The following is a 16,004-nucleotide window of genomic DNA, read 5'->3' as shown; positions in this document are numbered from 1 at the left end:
CCCGCTCGCACCACCCGACCCCGTGAGCCCTCGTCAGGCCGTGAGCGTCAGGACGACCGCCTCAGGGCGGCAGTCGAAGCGGACTGGTGCGTAGATCGACGTCCCGAGGCCGGCAGAGATCTCGAGGTGGGCGGTCTTGCGCGCGTGGCTCCAGGTGCTGAGCCCGCTGACCTTGCCACGGGGCACGTCACAGTTCGTGACGAGCGCGCCGTAGCCGGGCACCCGGACCTGGCCGCCGTGCGTGTGCCCTCCGAAGATGACGTCGGCCCCGTTGTTGACGAACGAGTTGAGGACGCGCTGGTAGGGCGCGTGGGTGACTCCGATGCTGATGGGGTCAGGTCCTCGTCGGTCGTCGTGCCAGCGCACGTTCTCGCGCAGGTCGTCGAGCGCCCCGGGGAGGCGGTCGAGACGATCCCAGCCACGGTGGGCGTCGTTCACGCCGAACAGCTCGAGACGGGACCCCCTGATCTCGATCGCCCGGGCGGCGTTGTTGAGGTCGAGCCACCCGAGGTCGGCGAAGAACGACTCCATCCGGCCGATGTCGAGGGGAGTGGGGGCCCGGGTCACGCCGCTGGGACCGCCGAAGTAGGCGAACGGGTTCTTGGGGACCGGCCCGTAGTAGTCGTTCGAGCCGTTGACGAAGACACCGGCCACGCCGCGGAACGGCTCGAGGGTGTGCTCCAGGGCTGCGTGGGCGTCGACGTGCCCGATGTTGTCGCCCGTGTTGACGACGAGGTCCGGCTCGTACACGGCCAGTCCACGGACCCATTCCTGCTTTTCGGTCTGCCACGGAGCCAGGTGCAGATCGCTCAGGTGCAGGATCGTCAGCGGGCGGGAGCCGGCCTCGAGGACGTTGAGCACCTCGTGCCGGACGGTGAAGCGGTTGCGCTCGACGAGGCTGCCCCAGGCGAGGGCACCCAGGCCGACGGCCGCGCCCGCCAGTGCGGTCGCGGCCGTCGCCCTGCCGAGGGGGAGAGGCGTCACTTGCAGCCGCCCGGGTCGGCGCCCTGCGGGTTGCCGTAGAGGGTGAGCCCGATCGCGGAGTCCTTCGCGACGGAGGTCCCGGCGGCGGGGTCCGTTGCTGCCACGCGACACTGGTTCTTCCCGTCGCCCGCGGCGAACCCGGTCACGGCGACCTTGTCGGCCGAGAAGCCGGCCGCGGCGATCGCCGTCTTGGAGTTGGCGATGCTCTGCCCCCGGACGTCGGGGATCGCGGCGGCGCCGGACCCGTCGCTCGTGAACACCGTCACCGTGGCTCCCTTGGACAGCACCGTCCCGGGGACCGGGTCGCTCGCCACCACCTGGCCGGCAGGCAGCGCAGACGGCTGCGTGCCGCCGTCGGCGTAGACGAGGTTGAGTCCCTTGAGCATGGTCTGTGCCGCGCTCACGCTGCTGCCGGAGAGCTCGGGGACCGAGACGCCGGATCCGCGCACGAGCCGCGAGTTGGCCTCAGGGAAGTCGGTGCCCGGGTACACCGTGTTGTTCACCGTCTGCACCGCCTTGAAGAGCTGCGCTCGGGTGGCGGCGTAGTTGCCTCCCTTGATCGGCGACCCGATGGAACGCAGGTTGACCTTGGGGCCGGTCCAGTTGCCCTGCCAGATCGCGGTCGCGAGCTTCGTCGTCGCGCCGATGATCCAGATGGACTCCTTCTTGTCGGTCGTGCCGGTCTTGCCGATCTCCTCGATGCCGTCGCCGGGGAGGGCGCCTCGTCCGGTCCCGTTCGACCACAGGCCGGACATCGCCTTCGCGGCGGCCGCGGCCACCTCGGGCTCGACGGCCTGCGAGCACTCCTGGGCCTGCCCGCCGAGGGCAACGCCGTCGTCGTTCACGATGTTGTCGACCACGATCGGCGCGCAGTACTTGCCGCCGGCCGCGATGGCTGCATAGGCCGTGGCCATCGTCAGCGGGGCGATCTCGTCGGCCGTGCCGAGGATGGACGACGGGAAGTTGCTGATCTCGCCGCCGTCTGCACGGTGGACGCCCAGGCGCTGTGCCACGTCGCGGATGTCGTTCAGGTCGAGCTTGGACGCCATCGACGCGTACGCGGTGTTGACCGACTGTGCCGTAGCGGTCGTGACTGCCATCTGACCGGGCTTGGAGCCGTCGTCGTTCTTGGGCGCCCAGCCAGCCTGCCGCTGGCCGTCGGCCTTGAGGTAGAAGGTCCGGGGTGTGGCGTCGACGGACTCGGTGATGCCGTGACCCTGCTCGATCCAGTCGATCAGCGTGAAGGGCTTGAAGGTCGAGCCGGGCTGGAACCCGGTGGACCCGCCGTAGTCGCGGTCGGTGCTGAAGTTCACCGAGGTCTGCGTGCGGTCGCCGTTGTCGAGCTCGGAGAAGGTCGTGTTCTGCGTCATGACGACGACGCGACCGGTCCCCGCCTCGACGGAGTCGACGACGCTGCCGAGACGGACGCGGGTCTCGCTGGCAGGTGCCCACTGGTCGAGCTGGCTCTTGGCGTTCGACGTCAGGTCGAGGTCGAGCGTCGTGTAGACGTTCAGCCCGCCCGTGTTCCAGTTGGAGAGACGTTCTTCCTCGGTGGAGCCGAGGACGGCCAGGTTCTTGATGTTCTTCTTGACGAAGTCGCAGAAGTACTGGGCACCGGGTGCCGTGACCGCCGCGCAGCCCTGGGTGGGTGCCGTGAGCACCACGTAGCTCGCGACGTCGGTCGCCAGCGACACCTCTTCCGTCTCCTTGTCGATGAAGCCCTCGGCGTACATGGACTTGAGGATCACGTCGCGACGCGCCTTGTTGCCCTCGTACTTCTCCGGCGTCGAGAGGTTGCGGGTGTCCGGGTACTGGACGATGGCGATGAGGCTCGCGGCCTCCTGGTTCGAGAGGTCGCTCGCGTCCTTGTTGTAGTAGTGCTGTGCGGCGGCCTGCACGCCGTAGGTCTGGTCGCCGAAGTAGGCGATGTTGAGGTACGCGAGGAGGATCTCGTCCTTCGTGTACTTCTTCTCGAGCCCGATCGCGAACTTCATCTCCTCGAGCTTGCGATCGATCGTGGTCTTGATCGCGTCCTTGTAGGCAGCGTCCCGCTCGTCGGGGTCCGCGATCAGCTGCGACTGCGCGATGCGGATGTTGCGCACGAGCTGCATCGTGAGCGTCGAGCCACCGCCGCTCGCGCCGAGCTCGCCGCCGCCCAGTGAGCCGACCCCGGCACGGACGAGCGAGGTGACGTCGACGCCGCCGTGCTCGTAGAACCGACGGTCCTCACCGGCCACGACCGCGTCCTTGAGCGACTGCGAGACCTGGTCCCACTTGAGCTCGACGCGGTTCTCGCTGTAGAGCGTGGCGAAGGGGACGTCCTGCCCGCCCTGCTTCGCGTAGAGCGTGTTCCGCTGCTGCAGCTTGCCGATCTCGATGTACTCGGGGATCGACTCGAAGACCCCGATCGTGCTCGAGGCCGTCATGCCGGCGACCGCGATGGCGGGGGTCACGCCGATGGTGACGAGGAGGCCGGCCAGGACGCTGAAGCCGACGAACCCGAAGAGCGCCCCGATGACGGACGTGGGCTTCGATTTTTGGGCAGACATAAGATCAGGGTAAGTGACACCGCCGACATCCGAGCTGACAGGAACCACAAATGGTCCTTTGGGAGTACATGACCACGCCGCTCATGGTGCACAACAGCACCGCGATCCTGAACAACTGGGGGAGCGACGGCTGGGAACTGGTCCAGGTGACGCAGGGCCCAGAGGGCGGCCCCGTCGCCTGGTTGAAGCGCCAGAAGCAGGAGGCCTAGTGGCCCGCGTCGACGACCGCCTCGCCGAGCTCGGCCTGGTCCTCCCCACCGTGGCGGCCCCTGCGGGCGTCTACGTGCCGGCGGTCCGGGTCGGGACGTCCGTCTACACGGCGGGCCAGCTGCCGTTCGTTGACGGCGCCTTGCCCGTGGTCGGCAAGGTGGGCGACGGTCCGGGGCTCGTCGCCCCTGCCCTCGCCCGTGAGCTCGCCGCGACCTGCGTCCTCAACGCCCTCGCCGCCGCCGCCTCGGTGCTCGGTTCGCTCGACGACGTGGTACGGGTCGTGAAGGTCACCGGCTTCGTCTCGTCCGACCCGGCGTTCTCGGGGCAGCCGGGCGTCCTCAACGGGGCGTCCGAGCTGCTGGGCGAGATCTTCGGCGACGTCGGCGTCCACGCGCGGAGCGCCGTCGGCGTCGCCGTCCTGCCCCTCGACTCCCCGGTCGAGGTGGAGCTCCTGCTCGAGGTCGCACCGACCTCCTGATCGCGGGCGGGCACGAGGCCCCGGGACGACCGCCGGGCCGGCGTCGCGTCGCGGGGCCTCGTCCGTCAGCGCATCTCTGCCGAGATCACCGTCATGACGGCCGAGTCGGCGAGCGTGGTCGTGTCGCCGACCTCGCGTCCCTCGGCGACGTCGCGGAGGAGGCGCCGCATGATCTTGCCGGAGCGCGTCTTGGGCAGCTCGTCCACGAGCACGATCGAGCGGGGCCGGGCGATCGCGCCGATCTGGTGCGCGACGTGCGCCTTGAGGGCGACTGCCGCCTCCTCGGGGGTGAGTGTCTTCTTCTTCTTGTTGCGCAGCACGACGAAGGCCACGACGGCCTGGCCCGTGGTCTCGTCCGCCGCGCCCACCACGGCCGACTCGGCGACGATGGGGTGCGAGACGAGCGCCGACTCGATCTCCGCCGTCGAGAGCCTGTGGCCCGACACGTTCATGACGTCGTCCACGCGCCCGAGGAGCCAGATGTCCCCGTCCTCGTCCCGGCGTGCGCCGTCGCCGGCGAAGTAGCGGTCGCCGAACCGGCTCCAGTACGTCTCCGCGTAGCGCTCCGGGTCGCCCCAGATGCCCCGCAGCATCGACGGCCAGGGCTCGGCGACGACGAGCAGGCCGCTCTCCCCGTCGGCCACCGGGGTGCCGTGGTCGTCGACGACGTCCACCGTGACGCCCGGCAGCGGCGTCTGCGCCGCACCCGGCTTGGTCGACGTGAGCCCGGGCAGCGGGGAGATCATGATCGCCCCCGTCTCCGTCTGCCACCAGGTGTCGACGATCGGCGTCCGGCCCGCGCCGATGACCTCCCGGTACCAGAGCCACGCCTCCGGGTTGATCGGCTCGCCCACCGACCCGAGCAGGCGCAGGGACGACAGGTCGCGTGCCTGGGGGATCTCGCGGCCCGCCTTCATGAAGCCGCGGATCGCGGTGGGCGCCGTGTAGAAGAGCGAGACGCCGTACTTCTCGACGATGTCCCACCACCGGCCCGGCGCGGGGGAGTCGGGCGTGCCCTCGTAGAGCACCTGGGTGGCGCCGTTGGCGAGCGGCCCGTAGACGACGTAGCTGTGGCCCGTGATCCAGCCCACGTCCGCGGTGCACCACCACACGTCGGTCTCCGGACGGAGGTCGAAGACGGTCGCGTGGGTGGTCGCGACCTGGGTCAGGTAGCCGCCGGAGGTGTGCAGGATGCCCTTGGGCTTGCCGGTGGTCCCGCTCGTGTACAGGATGAAGAGGGGGTGCTCCGCCTCGAACGACTCGGGCTCGTGCTGGTCGGAGGCGCCCTCGAGCGCCTCGTGCCACCACCGGTCACGCCCGTCGATCCACTCGACGTGGTTCCCGCCGCGGCGGACGACGAGCACGTCGCGGACGCTGGACTCGCCCCCGACGGCGAGCGCGGCGTCGACGGCGGGCTTGAGGGGGGCAACGGAGCCCTTCCGCCACCCGCCGTCGGCGGTGATGACGAGGACGGCCTGCGCGTCGTCGATGCGGGCTCGGAGGCTCTCGGCGCTGAATCCGCCGAAGACCACGCTGTGGACGGCGCCGAGCCGGGCCACGGCGAGCATGGCGACCACCGCCTCCGGCACCTGGGGCAGGTAGATGACGACGCGGTCGCCGGCCACGACGCCCATCGAGGTGAGGACGTTGGCGGCCCTGCTCACCTCGGCGGTGAGCTCGGCGTAGGTGACCGACCTGCTGTCGCCCGGCTCGCCCTCCCAGTGGAGCGCGACGCGGTCGCCGTGCCCGGCCTCGACGTGCCGGTCGAGGCAGTTGTACGCGACGTTGAGGCGGCCGTCGGCGAACCAGCGGGCCACGGGGGCTCCCGACCAGTCGAGGGTCTCCGTCGGCTCGACGTCCCACGACAGCCGCCGGCGCGCCTGGTCGCCCCAGAAGAGGAGCCGGTCGGCGGCGGCGGCCTCGACGAGCTCCGGTCCGGCCACGGCACGAGCGGCGAACTCGGGCGACGGCGGGAAGGCGGCCGGGGAGGGGGACTGCGCCACCTCCTCGTCCGTGGCGGTGCGGGTGGGGGTGTCCTGGCGGTCGACCATCGTCGTCCTCTCGCGTCGTTGCGGCTGCGGGCGCCTCGCGCCCCGAGCGAGACTACTCCGGGCCGCGTCGTCGCTCGGGCGGGGGCCTGGCCGGAGAGCGAAGCGCGCGGACCGGACACGGTCGCGACGCTGGCACCGGTCTGCCTCCGTGGGGTACAGTGGACGAGTCCGGATTCAACCCCGGTGTGCAGCGCGAGCGATTCCCCCCGATCCAGCGCTGCCGTGGCGGCACCAGTTCCCCCCAACTGGTGCCGCCCCTCTTTTTTCGCCCGTCGATCGTGCGACGACCATCCGGGTGATCCCTCCCCGGAGCGCACTGCCTGGTCCCCGTTCCCCAAGAACGCACAGCCCTGTCTGTCTCGTTCGTGCCGCGTGGCTAGTGTCCGGGCATGACCGGACCCCCTGCTGCCCCCGCCCCGGGCCTCACCCCCGACCACCCGTTCGTCACCCTCCCCTCGGAGCCCGGCCGCTTCGTGGCGGCGGTACCGCCGGGCGCCTCCGCGCGGTGGGGTACAGGGGGCGCGAACGGGGTACACGGATCGTCGGTCGACAGATCGTGGCTGGGGGCGCTCGCCCCTCTCTTGGACGACCCCGACGTGACGGACGTCTTCGTCACCGGCGGGGCGGGCACATGGGTCGACCGGGGAGGCGGCGCGCGCCCCGAGGCGAGGGTCCACCTCTCGGAGGCGGCCGTGCGCGACCTCGCCGTGAGGCTCGTCGCCCGAGGCGGGCGCCACGTGGACGAAGCGAGCCCGTGCGTCGACGTGCGGCTCCCGGGCGGCGTGCGCGTGCACGTCGTCCTGCCGCCGATCTCGACGTCGGGCACGGCGCTGTCCATCCGCTTCCCGCGGGTCGTGCCCCCGACGCTCGACGACCTGAGCCGGGCCGGCTTCTTCGCCGACGCCGACGAGGGCGTCGTCCGGTCGTGCGTGGACCGACGAGCCAACGTGCTCGTCACGGGCGCGGGAGGGACCGGCAAGACCACGTTCCTGGCGGCCATGCTGTCGGCGGCGTCGCCCGGCGACCGCATCGTCACCGTCGAGGACGTGGCCGAGCTCCGCGTCGTCCATCCCCACGTGGTCTCGCTCGAGGCCCGCCAGCCGAACCTCGAGGGGGTGGGCGGCGTCGACCTCGCACGGCTGCTGCGGGAGGCGCTCCGCATGCGTCCCGACCGCCTCGTCGTGGGGGAGGTCCGGGGGGTCGAGGTCCGCGACCTCCTGTCGGCGCTGAACACCGGACACGACGGCGGGGCCGGGACCCTGCACGCGAACGGCCTGGCGGACGTCCCTGCCCGCCTCGAGGCGCTCGGGGCGGTCGCCGGCCTCGCGCCGGCGGCCCTGGCCCGCCAGGCCGTCAGCGCACTCGACGCCGTGTTCCACCTCGACAGGGCGGGCGGGCGGCGGCGGCTGGCCGTCATCGGCAGCCTCGGCACGTCGGCGTCGGGCGAGCTCACGGCCCGGGAGGGCCTCGTCCGCGCCGACGCCGGCGGCCGACGGGGCCGATGACCGGGCGGGGCCGTCGTCGGCCTCCGCCCACCCCCGCGGCGACCGTGGTCGATCGGCTCGCCGTCCTCCTCTCGGCCGGCGTCACGCCGGCGTCCGCCTGGAGGCACGTGGGCGAGGCCGAGCCCGACGGGGCCGTCCGTGCCGTGGCCTCGCACGTCGGCCGCTCCGCGGACGAGGGCGTCCCCGTGTCGGCGTCGCTGCGGCAGGCCCTCGAGCACCGGCCGTTCGGCACGGCCGGGGACGGGGAACGGCACGCGGTCGAGTGGGCCCAGGTCGCCTGCGCCTGGTACGTGGCGGAACGGAGCGGAGCTCCGCTCTCCGAGTGCCTGGGCAGCTTCGTGGCCGCCCTCCGCCAGGCCGACGCCGCTCGACGCGAGGTGGAGGTGGCGCTGAGCGGCCCGCGCTCGACAGGGCGGATCGTCCTCGCCCTCCCCCCGGTCGGTCTCCTCTTCTCCCTGGGGCTCGGCTTCGACACCGCCTCGGTGCTCTTCGGCAGCCCGGTGGGGTGGGGCTGTCTCGGGACCGGAGGAGCGCTCGTGCTCGCCGCTCGTGCCTGGAACGGTCGCTTGGTCCGCTCGGCCGTCCCCAGCGCCTCCGTGCCGGGTCTCCGCCTCGAGCTCCTGGCCGTGGCCGTCTCCGGGGGCGGGTCCTGGCAGGGCGGACTCGACCTCGTCGACGAGGCCTGTCGGGAGTGTCCGGGAGCCGGCGCCGAGGACGACGGGGGCGGGGAGGCGGTCCTGGAGCTCTCGCGGCGGGCGGGAGCCCCGGCGGGCGCGCTGCTGCGCGCGGCGGCCGCGGAGCGCCGTCTCGACGCGACCACGGCGGCGCGGTCCGCGGCGTCCAGGCTGGGATCGACCCTGATGCTGCCTCTGGGGATCTGCGTGCTGCCCGCGTTCCTCGTGGTGGGAGTCGTCCCTCTCGTCGTCGCGCTCCTCTCCTCCACAGCGGAGGTCCTCTGACCGTCCGTGCCCAGGAGGCGCGGTGCGGTCGGCGGCGGCGCTCCCCGTCGACGGAGACTCGCTCCCGACCACGACACGTGGTCGCCATCGACCAGAGAGAGCAGCACATGAACACGATCCCCACGACCACGACCACGACCACGACCGCCGTCCGCACCTTCCCGGCCGTCCCCATCCCCGCTGCCGGGCGGGCCGACCGCACCTCCTCGACCAGGAGGCGGTGGCTGTCGGAGGACGGCGCGGCCACGGCGGAGTACGCGATCGTGATCATGGCCGCCGTGGGCTTCGCGGGGCTCCTGGTCGTTATCATGCGCTCCGACGAGGTGCGCGGGGTCCTGAGCGACCTCGTGCGCTCGGCCTTGTCGGTCGGCTGAGACACGATGAGAAGGGTCTTCCCCGACACCGGGAGCGTCACGGCCGAGTTCGCGGTCGTCCTGCCCGCCGTCCTCGTGGTCGTCGCGCTGGCCGTCGGCGCGGTCGGAGCCTCAGCGCAGTCCGTCCGGCTGGCCGACGCCGCCGCGGTGGCCGCCCGGCAGACGGCGAGGGGCGACGTCGACTCCGTCCCGGGGACGCTGGCCGCGCTGGCGCCGGGCGCCGAGAGCAGCTCGTCCGTCGAGGGCTCGATCGTCTGCCTCACGGTGGACAGGGCCGTCTCCCTGGGGCCCCTGTCCGGCGTCGTCACCCTGCGGGCCCGCAGCTGCGCGCCGACGGCCGGCGGATGAGGCCGAGAGAAGACATGGGGCGGAGAGAAGAAACGAGGCGGAGAGAAGGGACGGCCGCGGCGGGCCGGACCGACCCCGGCGACGCGGGCAGCGCCTCCGTCCTCTCGGTCTCGGTCGTCGTCCTGACCGCTGTCCTGGCCGCGGCGGCCCTCGCGGGGACCCAGGCGCTCGCCGAGCGCAGCAGGGTGGCGGGCGCCGCGGACGCGTCCGCCCTGGCCGCCGCGGACGCTGCTGCCGGGCTGGTCACGGGCGGAGGCGGGCCGTGCTCCCTGGCGGCGTCGCTGGCTCGGGCGAACACCGTCGAGCTCTCCTCCTGCCACGTCGACGGGCTCGTCGTGACGGTCGTCGTGACGGGGTCGGCGCCCCTCCTCGGGGTCGCCGTTCGCGCCTCGGCGACGGCGGGACCGCCGCCGTCCGCACCGGGCCTGACGGGTCCCGGGCCGTGAGCCGGTGCGCCGGAGGGTGTGTGTATGGTGTGCCTGTCGGCAGCGCACGATCCGTCGGTCCCGTGTCAGGGACGCCGGGAGAACCGCCCGCCGCCGACCACCTGACCGGTCCTCGTGACCGGGTCCAGACGTTCCCCCGAAGCAAGGAGTCCCGTGCCAGGCACGAAGAAACTGGTCATCGTCGAGTCGCCCGCGAAGGCCAAGACGATCGGGCAGTACCTCGGCAGCGGCTACGAGGTGCTCGCCTCCGTCGGGCACATCCGTGACCTCGTCGAGCCCAAGAACCTTCCCCCCGAGCTCAAGAAGGGGTCGCTCGGCAAGTTCTCCGTCGACGTCGAGAACGGCTTCGAGCCCTACTACGTCGTCTCCGACGCGAAGAAGAAGACGGTCTCCGAGCTCAAGCGGGCCCTCAAGGGCGCGGACGAGCTCTACCTCGCGACTGATGAGGACCGCGAGGGCGAGGCCATCGCGTGGCACCTGCTGCAGGAGCTCAAGCCGAAGGTCCCCGTCAAGAGGATGGTCTTCCACGAGATCACGAAGGACGCGATCCAGAAGGCCCAGGAGAACACCCGCGAGCTCGACACGGCTCTCGTGGACGCCCAGGAGACCCGCCGCATCCTCGACCGCCTCTACGGCTACGAGGTCTCGCCGGTCCTGTGGCGCAAGGTGGGTCCGGGCCTCTCGGCCGGTCGCGTGCAGTCGGCGGCCACCCGCCTCGTCGTCGACCGTGAACGCGAGCGGCTCGCGTTCGTCTCCGCGTCCTACTGGGACCTCACCGCCACCTTCGAGCCCGCCGCCGACGCGGTGCCCTTCTCCTCCCGCCTCGTGCGGGTCGACGGCACCAGGGTCGCGAGCGGGCGGGACTTCGACGACCGAGGCCAGCCCAAGGGGCAGGCCGTCGCGCTCGACGAGGCCTCGGCCGGTGTGCTCTCCCGTGCGCTGCAGGCGTCCGGCGTCGACATCGTCGTCTCGTCGGTCGAGTCGAAGCCGTACACGCGCCGTCCCGCCGCCCCGTTCACGACGTCGACCCTGCAGCAGGAGGCGGCGCGCAAGCTGCGCTTCTCCGCCCGCCAGACGATGAGCGTCGCCCAGTCGCTCTACGAGAACGGGCACATCACCTACATGCGCACCGACTCGCCCTCGCTCTCGCAGCAGGCGACGAACGCCGCGCGGTCCCAGGCCGCCTCGCTCTACGGCGCCGACACGGTGCCCGAGAAGCCCCGCGTGTACACGGGCAAGAGCAAGAACGCCCAGGAGGCGCACGAGGCGATCCGCCCTTCCGGCGACACGTTCCGCACGCCGAGCGACATGCAGTCGACCCTGAGGGGCAACGACTGGAAGCTCTACGACCTGATCTGGAAGCGCACCGTCGCCTCGCAGATGGCCGACGCCAAGGGCTCGACGGCCTCCGTCGTCGTGACGGCGACGACCGAGACCGCCGTCGCGGGCGTCTCCGCCGAGGGTGCCGCCCGCACGGCGGCCGAGTTCGTCGCCACCGGCACCGTCATCACCTTCCGTGGCTTCCTGAACGCGTACGAGGAGGGGCGTGACGAAGACCGGCACGGCGCCGCCGACAGTGCCGAGGCCAAGCTCCCGCCGCTGACGGAGGGCCAGCAGCTCACCCTCGACGAGATCGAGGCGAAGGGCCACGACACGAGCGCGCCGCCGCGGTACACCGAGGCGAGCCTCGTTAAGACCCTCGAAGAGCTGGGGATCGGGCGTCCGTCGACCTACGCCGCCATCATGTCGACGATCGTCGACCGCGGCTACGTCACGCCCCGGGGCACGGCCCTCGTGCCGAACTGGATCGCGTTCTCCGTCGTCCGGCTGCTCGAGGAGTACTTCGGCGACCTCGTCCAGTACGACTTCACGGCCAGCATGGAGGACGACCTCGACCTCATCGCCGGCGGCGACGCCGACCGGGTCGACTGGCTCAACGGCTTCTACTTCGGCAACGACACGCATCGTGGTCTCCGCAAGGTGATCGACAACCTGGGCGAGATCGACGCGAGGGACATCAACTCCATCCCGCTCGGCGAGGGGCTCACGCTGCGCATCGGGCGCTACGGCCCCTACCTGGAGGCTCCCGGCGACGACCCCGAGACCCCCCGCCGGGTCAACGTCCCCGAGGACATGGCGCCGGACGAGCTGACGCCCGCCCGTGCCCGCGAGCTCATCGACGCTCCCGTCATCGGCGACCGCGTCGTCGGGGTCAACCCCGGGTCCGGCAAGGAGGTGCTCGCCAAGGACGGCCGTTTCGGTCCGTACGTGACGGAGCGCACCCCGGAAGAGATCGCTGCGGACCCCGCCACCGGCGAGGTCGTCGAGGCGGGGACCGCCACCGCCACGCCTGCCGCCACGGACGGCACGGAGACGAAGAAGGCGCCGGCCAAGAAGGCGCCGGCCAAGAAGGCCGCGCCCAAGGAGCGGACGGCGTCGCTGTTCAAGAGCATGAGCGTCGACACCATCGACCTCGAGACCGCCCTCGCGCTGCTCGACCTGCCGCGGACGGTCGGGGTCGACCCGGAGACGGGCGACGAGATCCAGGCGCAGAACGGCCGCTACGGTCCGTACCTGAAGAAGGGCACCGACACGCGGTCGCTCACCAGCGAGGACCAGATCTTCGAGATCGACCTGCCCGGCGCCCTCGAGCTCTACGCCCAGCCCAAGTACGGGGCGAAGCGCGCCAGCAGCGCCCTCGCCGAGTTCGAGGCCGACCCGGTCAGCGGCAAGCCGATCAAGATCAAGGACGGCCGTTTCGGGGCCTACGTGACGGACGGCGAGACGAACGCCACCATCCCCCGCGGGGAGACCGTCGAGGAAGTCGACTTCGAGCGCGCGATCCAGCTGCTCGCCGACAAGCGCGCCAAGGGCCCGGCCAAGAAGCCGGCCGCGAAGAAGCCCGCTGCCAAGAAGCCGGCTGCCAAGAAACCGGCTGCCAAGAAGCCTGCGGTCGCGAAGAAGCCCGCCGCCGCGAAGCCCGCTGCTGCCGGGGCCGCCGCCGCGAAGCCGGCTGCCGTCAAGAAGCCGGCTGCCGTGAGGAAGCCCCCCGCCGCGAAGGCCGCCGTCACAGCGACGGCCACGGACGGCGACGCGCCGGAGGCCTCGTAGTGCCCGGTCTGTTCATCACCCTCGAGGGCGGCGACGGATCGGGCAAGACCACGCAGGCGGCCCTGCTCGAGGAGTGGCTCGGCGAGCAGGGGCGCAGCGTCGTGCGCACCCGGGAGCCGGGCGGCACCGACCTGGGCCTCGAGCTGCGGCAGATCGTGCTGCACCGCCGGGGACACATCGCTCCGCGTGCCGAGGCGCTGCTCTACGCCGCGGACCGCGCACACCACGTGGAGACGCTCGTGCGTCCGGCCCTCGACCGCGGCGAGGTCGTCCTGCAAGACAGGTACGTCGACTCGTCCGTCGCCTACCAGGGTGCCGGTCGGGTCCTCGGCGGCGACGAGGTCCGCGAGCTGTCGACCTGGGCGACCGGCGGGCTGACGCCCGACCTGACCGTGCTGCTCGACCTCGACCCTCGGGTCGGCCGTTCGCGACTCGACGCGGCCGAGAAGTCGTACGACCGGCTCGAGTCCGAGGCCGCGGCGTTCCACGGCCGTGTCCGGGACGCCTACCTCGAGATCGCCCGCGCCGAGCCCGCGAGGTTCGTCGTGGTCGACGCCACGCGGCCCGTCGCCGACGTCGCGGCGACGGTGCGGGCCAGGGTCGCCGACCTCCTGACCGCGCAGTGAGCGGCGAGCGATGAGCAGCTGGGACGGCCTCACCGGCCAGGCCGACGCCGTCGAGCTCCTCAAGGCGGCCGCCTCCGCCGATCCCTCCCGCTCGGCGATGACGCACTCGTGGCTGATCACCGGCCCGCCCGGTTCCGGCCGCTCGAACCTCGCCTACGCCTTCGCGACCGCGTTGCTGTCCCGGGGCCACGACGACGAGGCGACGAGCCGCCAGGTCGACGCCCGGTCGCACCCCGACCTCGCCGTGCTGAGCACCGAGCGGATCATCATCACCATCGACGAGGTCCGCTCGCTGGTCGCGTCGTCCCAGTTCTCTCCCTCGGTCGGGCGCTACCGCGTCGTCGTCATCGAGGACGCCGACCGGATGACCGAGCGCACCAGCAACCTCCTGCTGAAGGCCCTCGAGGAGCCGCCGCCCCGCACGGTGTGGATCCTCTGCGCCCCGAGCGAGGCCGACCTCATCCCCACGATCCGGTCCCGCGTCCGCAGCATCCGCCTCCGCACCCCGAGCGTGGCCGACGTGGCCGACCTGCTCGTTCGTCGCGACGGCATCGACCGCGAGACGGCCGTCACGGCGGCCCGAGAGGCACAGAGCCACATCGGCATGGCGCTCCGTCTCGCGACGGACCAGGAGGCGCGCGAGCGCCGCCGACGGACGCTCGAGGCCGCGCTGGCCATCCGCAGCGTGTCCGACGCCGTGAACGCGGCCACCACCATGCTCGCCGTCGCCGGGGACGACGCCAAGGCCATCACCGAGCAGCGTGACGCCCAGGAACGCGCGAGCGCCCTCCGCTCGCTCGGCGTCGAGCCGGGCGGGACCGTGCCCCCTGCCCTCCGCAGCCAGCTCCGAGCGCTGGAGGACGACCAGAAGCGCCGGGCGACCCGCAGCCTCCGCGACGGCATCGACCGCATCCTCGTCGACCTGCTCTCGCTGTACCGCGACGTCCTCCTGATGCACCTCGGAGTCGCGGAGGAGCCCATCAACCAGGCGGTCCGTGGCCGGCTCGACGAGGCGACAGCGGCATCGACGCCGGCGAGCACGCTCGCGGTCATGGACGCGATCGCCGTCGCGCGTCGACGGATCGAGTCGAACGTGGCCCCGGCGCTGGCGCTCGAGGCCATGCTGGTGGCCGTCAGCCGACACGCGGTCAGGTGAGGCAAGATGGCGGCATGACCGACCCGACTGCCGCCCCGGGCCTGCGTGAGCGCAAGCGCCTGGCCACCCGACGGGCCATCCAGCTCTCCGTCCTCGACCTGATCGGCGAGGAGGGACTCGAGGCCGTCACCGTCGACATGATCAGCCGCCGCGCCGACGTGTCGCCCCGCACGTTCTTCAACTACTTCACGTCGAAAGAAGAAGCGGTCGTCGGCGACCTCCCCGACCTGCCCGAGGGGGAGTCCCTCGACAGGTTCCTGGGGGCGCACGACGAGCCGATCATCGACGGCCTCATCCGCCTCCTCGACGAGGCCGTCGTGACCGCGACGTTCGACCGCGACCTGGTGCAGCGTCGACGCATGGTGCTGCGCAGCCACCCCGACCTGCTCGCCCGCCGGATCGCCTCCACCCGCGTGCTCGAGGAGCGCCTCACCGGCATCGTCGCGCGCCGGCTGGCCACGGCCCCCGGCCGTGCGGACGACGCCACGGAGGAGTCGGACCTCAGCAGCGCCCATCTGCTCACCCTCGTGGCCATCGCCGCGCTCCGGCACGCCTGGGGCGAGTGGATCGACGACGACGACGCCGACCACGCGACCGATCACCGCTACGGCCTGAGGGCACGCATGGAGGGGTCGTTCGCCGAGCTCGGCCGCGTCGTGACGCGACAGGTCTGAGAATCCGCTACAGTTGGTGATCGTGCCGAGAGGCACGGGTTCTCGATCTGATCGAGATCCGCCGCTTTAGCTCAGTCGGCAGAGCGTCTCACTCGTAATGAGAAGGTCTGGGGTTCGATTCCCCAAAGCGGCTCACTGAAACCCCCGAATCCACACGGATCGGGGGTTTCGTCATTGTGCCACGTGTAGCCGCTGGTGTAGCCGCGCCCCAGAAGTGGGGCCATTGTCGGCCGTCGAGGGAAGGATGCCGTCATGGCTGTGCAACCAGACAAGCGTGCGTGGGCGGCTCAGGTCGCCGAGTGGGGCGGGAACCTGACCGAGCGCTTTCGGATCGGCGAGTGGACACTGCAGGCCCGGCAGCGCGACACGAACCCGTCGAGCTACTTCCTCCGACGCGACCGCCCGGGCTTCCCAAACGGGACAGGCGTTTCACGGAACCCGCACGACGGGTGGACGATCTACGACGGGGACGCCAAGTACTCAAGCCACGTCAGCCCCGAAGATTGTCTCCGCTGGTGGGTCGCCGGGCACAC

The 16,004-nt window shown here is 71.9% G+C and carries 14 protein-coding genes and 1 tRNA gene; 12 read left to right on the top strand and 3 right to left on the bottom strand.

Features of this window, described 5'->3' with window-relative positions; translation table 11 throughout:
* Positions 1-33: 33 nt before the first annotated feature.
* Both ITJ48_RS05385 and ITJ48_RS05380 read right to left on the bottom strand, forming a co-directional pair.
* Positions 34-984 (bottom strand): metallophosphoesterase, encoded by a 951-nt coding sequence (locus ITJ48_RS05385; protein WP_194612712.1) that lies wholly within the window; start codon positions 982-984, stop codon positions 34-36.
* Positions 981-3,533, bottom strand: coding sequence for a transglycosylase domain-containing protein (locus tag ITJ48_RS05380; protein ID WP_194612711.1), 2,553 nt, complete (start codon positions 3,531-3,533; stop codon positions 981-983). The genes ITJ48_RS05385 and ITJ48_RS05380 overlap by 4 nt, the downstream gene beginning before the upstream one ends.
* Before the next feature lie 50 nt (positions 3,534-3,583).
* Here ITJ48_RS05380 and ITJ48_RS05375 point away from each other — a divergent pair, with 50 nt between their 5' ends.
* The gene (locus tag ITJ48_RS05375; protein WP_166644750.1) at positions 3,584-3,742 is read left to right on the top strand and encodes a hypothetical protein; all 159 of its coding nucleotides are present in this window, start codon (positions 3,584-3,586) and stop codon (positions 3,740-3,742) included.
* Positions 3,742-4,221, top strand: a complete 480-nt coding sequence (locus ITJ48_RS05370; protein ID WP_194612710.1) for a RidA family protein — start codon at positions 3,742-3,744, stop codon at positions 4,219-4,221. The genes ITJ48_RS05375 and ITJ48_RS05370 overlap by 1 nt, the downstream gene beginning before the upstream one ends.
* 65 nt (positions 4,222-4,286) lie before the next feature.
* Here ITJ48_RS05370 and acs read toward each other — a convergent pair whose 3' ends face one another.
* The gene (gene acs / locus ITJ48_RS05365; protein ID WP_194612709.1) at positions 4,287-6,272 is read right to left on the bottom strand and encodes an acetate--CoA ligase; all 1,986 of its coding nucleotides are present in this window, start codon (positions 6,270-6,272) and stop codon (positions 4,287-4,289) included.
* A 389-nt stretch (positions 6,273-6,661) separates the two neighbouring features.
* Here acs and ITJ48_RS05360 point away from each other — a divergent pair, with 389 nt between their 5' ends.
* The 10 genes from ITJ48_RS05360 (at position 6,662) to ITJ48_RS05315 (ending at position 15,604) form a co-directional block, all read left to right on the top strand.
* A complete protein-coding gene (locus ITJ48_RS05360) occupies positions 6,662-7,777 on the top strand; it encodes a TadA family conjugal transfer-associated ATPase (RefSeq protein ID WP_194612708.1) in 1,116 nt (371 codons plus the stop codon).
* Complete coding sequence (locus ITJ48_RS05355; RefSeq protein WP_194612707.1) at positions 7,774-8,736, top strand: type II secretion system F family protein; 963 nt, start codon at positions 7,774-7,776, stop codon at positions 8,734-8,736. The genes ITJ48_RS05360 and ITJ48_RS05355 overlap by 4 nt, the downstream gene beginning before the upstream one ends.
* 107 nt (positions 8,737-8,843) lie before the next feature.
* A complete protein-coding gene (locus ITJ48_RS16615; RefSeq protein WP_194612706.1) occupies positions 8,844-9,110 on the top strand; it encodes a DUF4244 domain-containing protein in 267 nt (88 codons plus the stop codon).
* Between the two features lie 6 nt (positions 9,111-9,116).
* Entirely contained in the window at positions 9,117-9,458 is a 342-nt protein-coding gene (locus ITJ48_RS05345; RefSeq protein ID WP_194612705.1) for a TadE family type IV pilus minor pilin, read from the top strand.
* The gene (locus tag ITJ48_RS05340; protein WP_228506206.1) at positions 9,455-9,904 is read left to right on the top strand and encodes an Rv3654c family TadE-like protein; all 450 of its coding nucleotides are present in this window, start codon (positions 9,455-9,457) and stop codon (positions 9,902-9,904) included. Before ITJ48_RS05345 ends, ITJ48_RS05340 begins: the two co-directional genes overlap by 4 nt.
* 153 nt (positions 9,905-10,057) lie before the next feature.
* Complete coding sequence (gene topA / locus ITJ48_RS05335; RefSeq protein ID WP_194612704.1) at positions 10,058-13,015, top strand: type I DNA topoisomerase; 2,958 nt, start codon at positions 10,058-10,060, stop codon at positions 13,013-13,015.
* Positions 13,015-13,641, top strand: coding sequence for a dTMP kinase (gene tmk, locus ITJ48_RS05330; RefSeq protein WP_194612703.1), 627 nt, complete (start codon positions 13,015-13,017; stop codon positions 13,639-13,641). The genes topA and tmk overlap by 1 nt, the downstream gene beginning before the upstream one ends.
* Before the next feature lie 10 nt (positions 13,642-13,651).
* On the top strand, positions 13,652-14,797 hold the full coding sequence (locus tag ITJ48_RS05325) for a DNA polymerase III subunit delta' (protein ID WP_194612702.1): 1,146 nt from the start codon (positions 13,652-13,654) through the stop codon (positions 14,795-14,797).
* Positions 14,798-14,811: 14 nt separating this feature from the next.
* Positions 14,812-15,471 carry a TetR/AcrR family transcriptional regulator gene (locus ITJ48_RS05320; RefSeq protein WP_192042112.1) on the top strand — a complete coding sequence of 220 codons (660 nt, stop codon included), beginning with the start codon at positions 14,812-14,814 and terminating at the stop codon, positions 15,469-15,471.
* A gap of 60 nt (positions 15,472-15,531) precedes the next feature.
* Positions 15,532-15,604, top strand: a tRNA-Thr gene (locus tag ITJ48_RS05315).
* Positions 15,605-16,004: the final 400 nt, after the last annotated feature.

Origin of the sequence: Frigoribacterium sp. VKM Ac-2530 (assembly GCF_015350835.1) — a bacterium.
Classification (GTDB): Bacteria; Actinomycetota; Actinomycetes; order Actinomycetales; family Microbacteriaceae; genus Frigoribacterium.
Note: the sequence above shows the minus strand (reverse complement) of the source record. Positions and strands in the feature narration are given on the sequence as shown.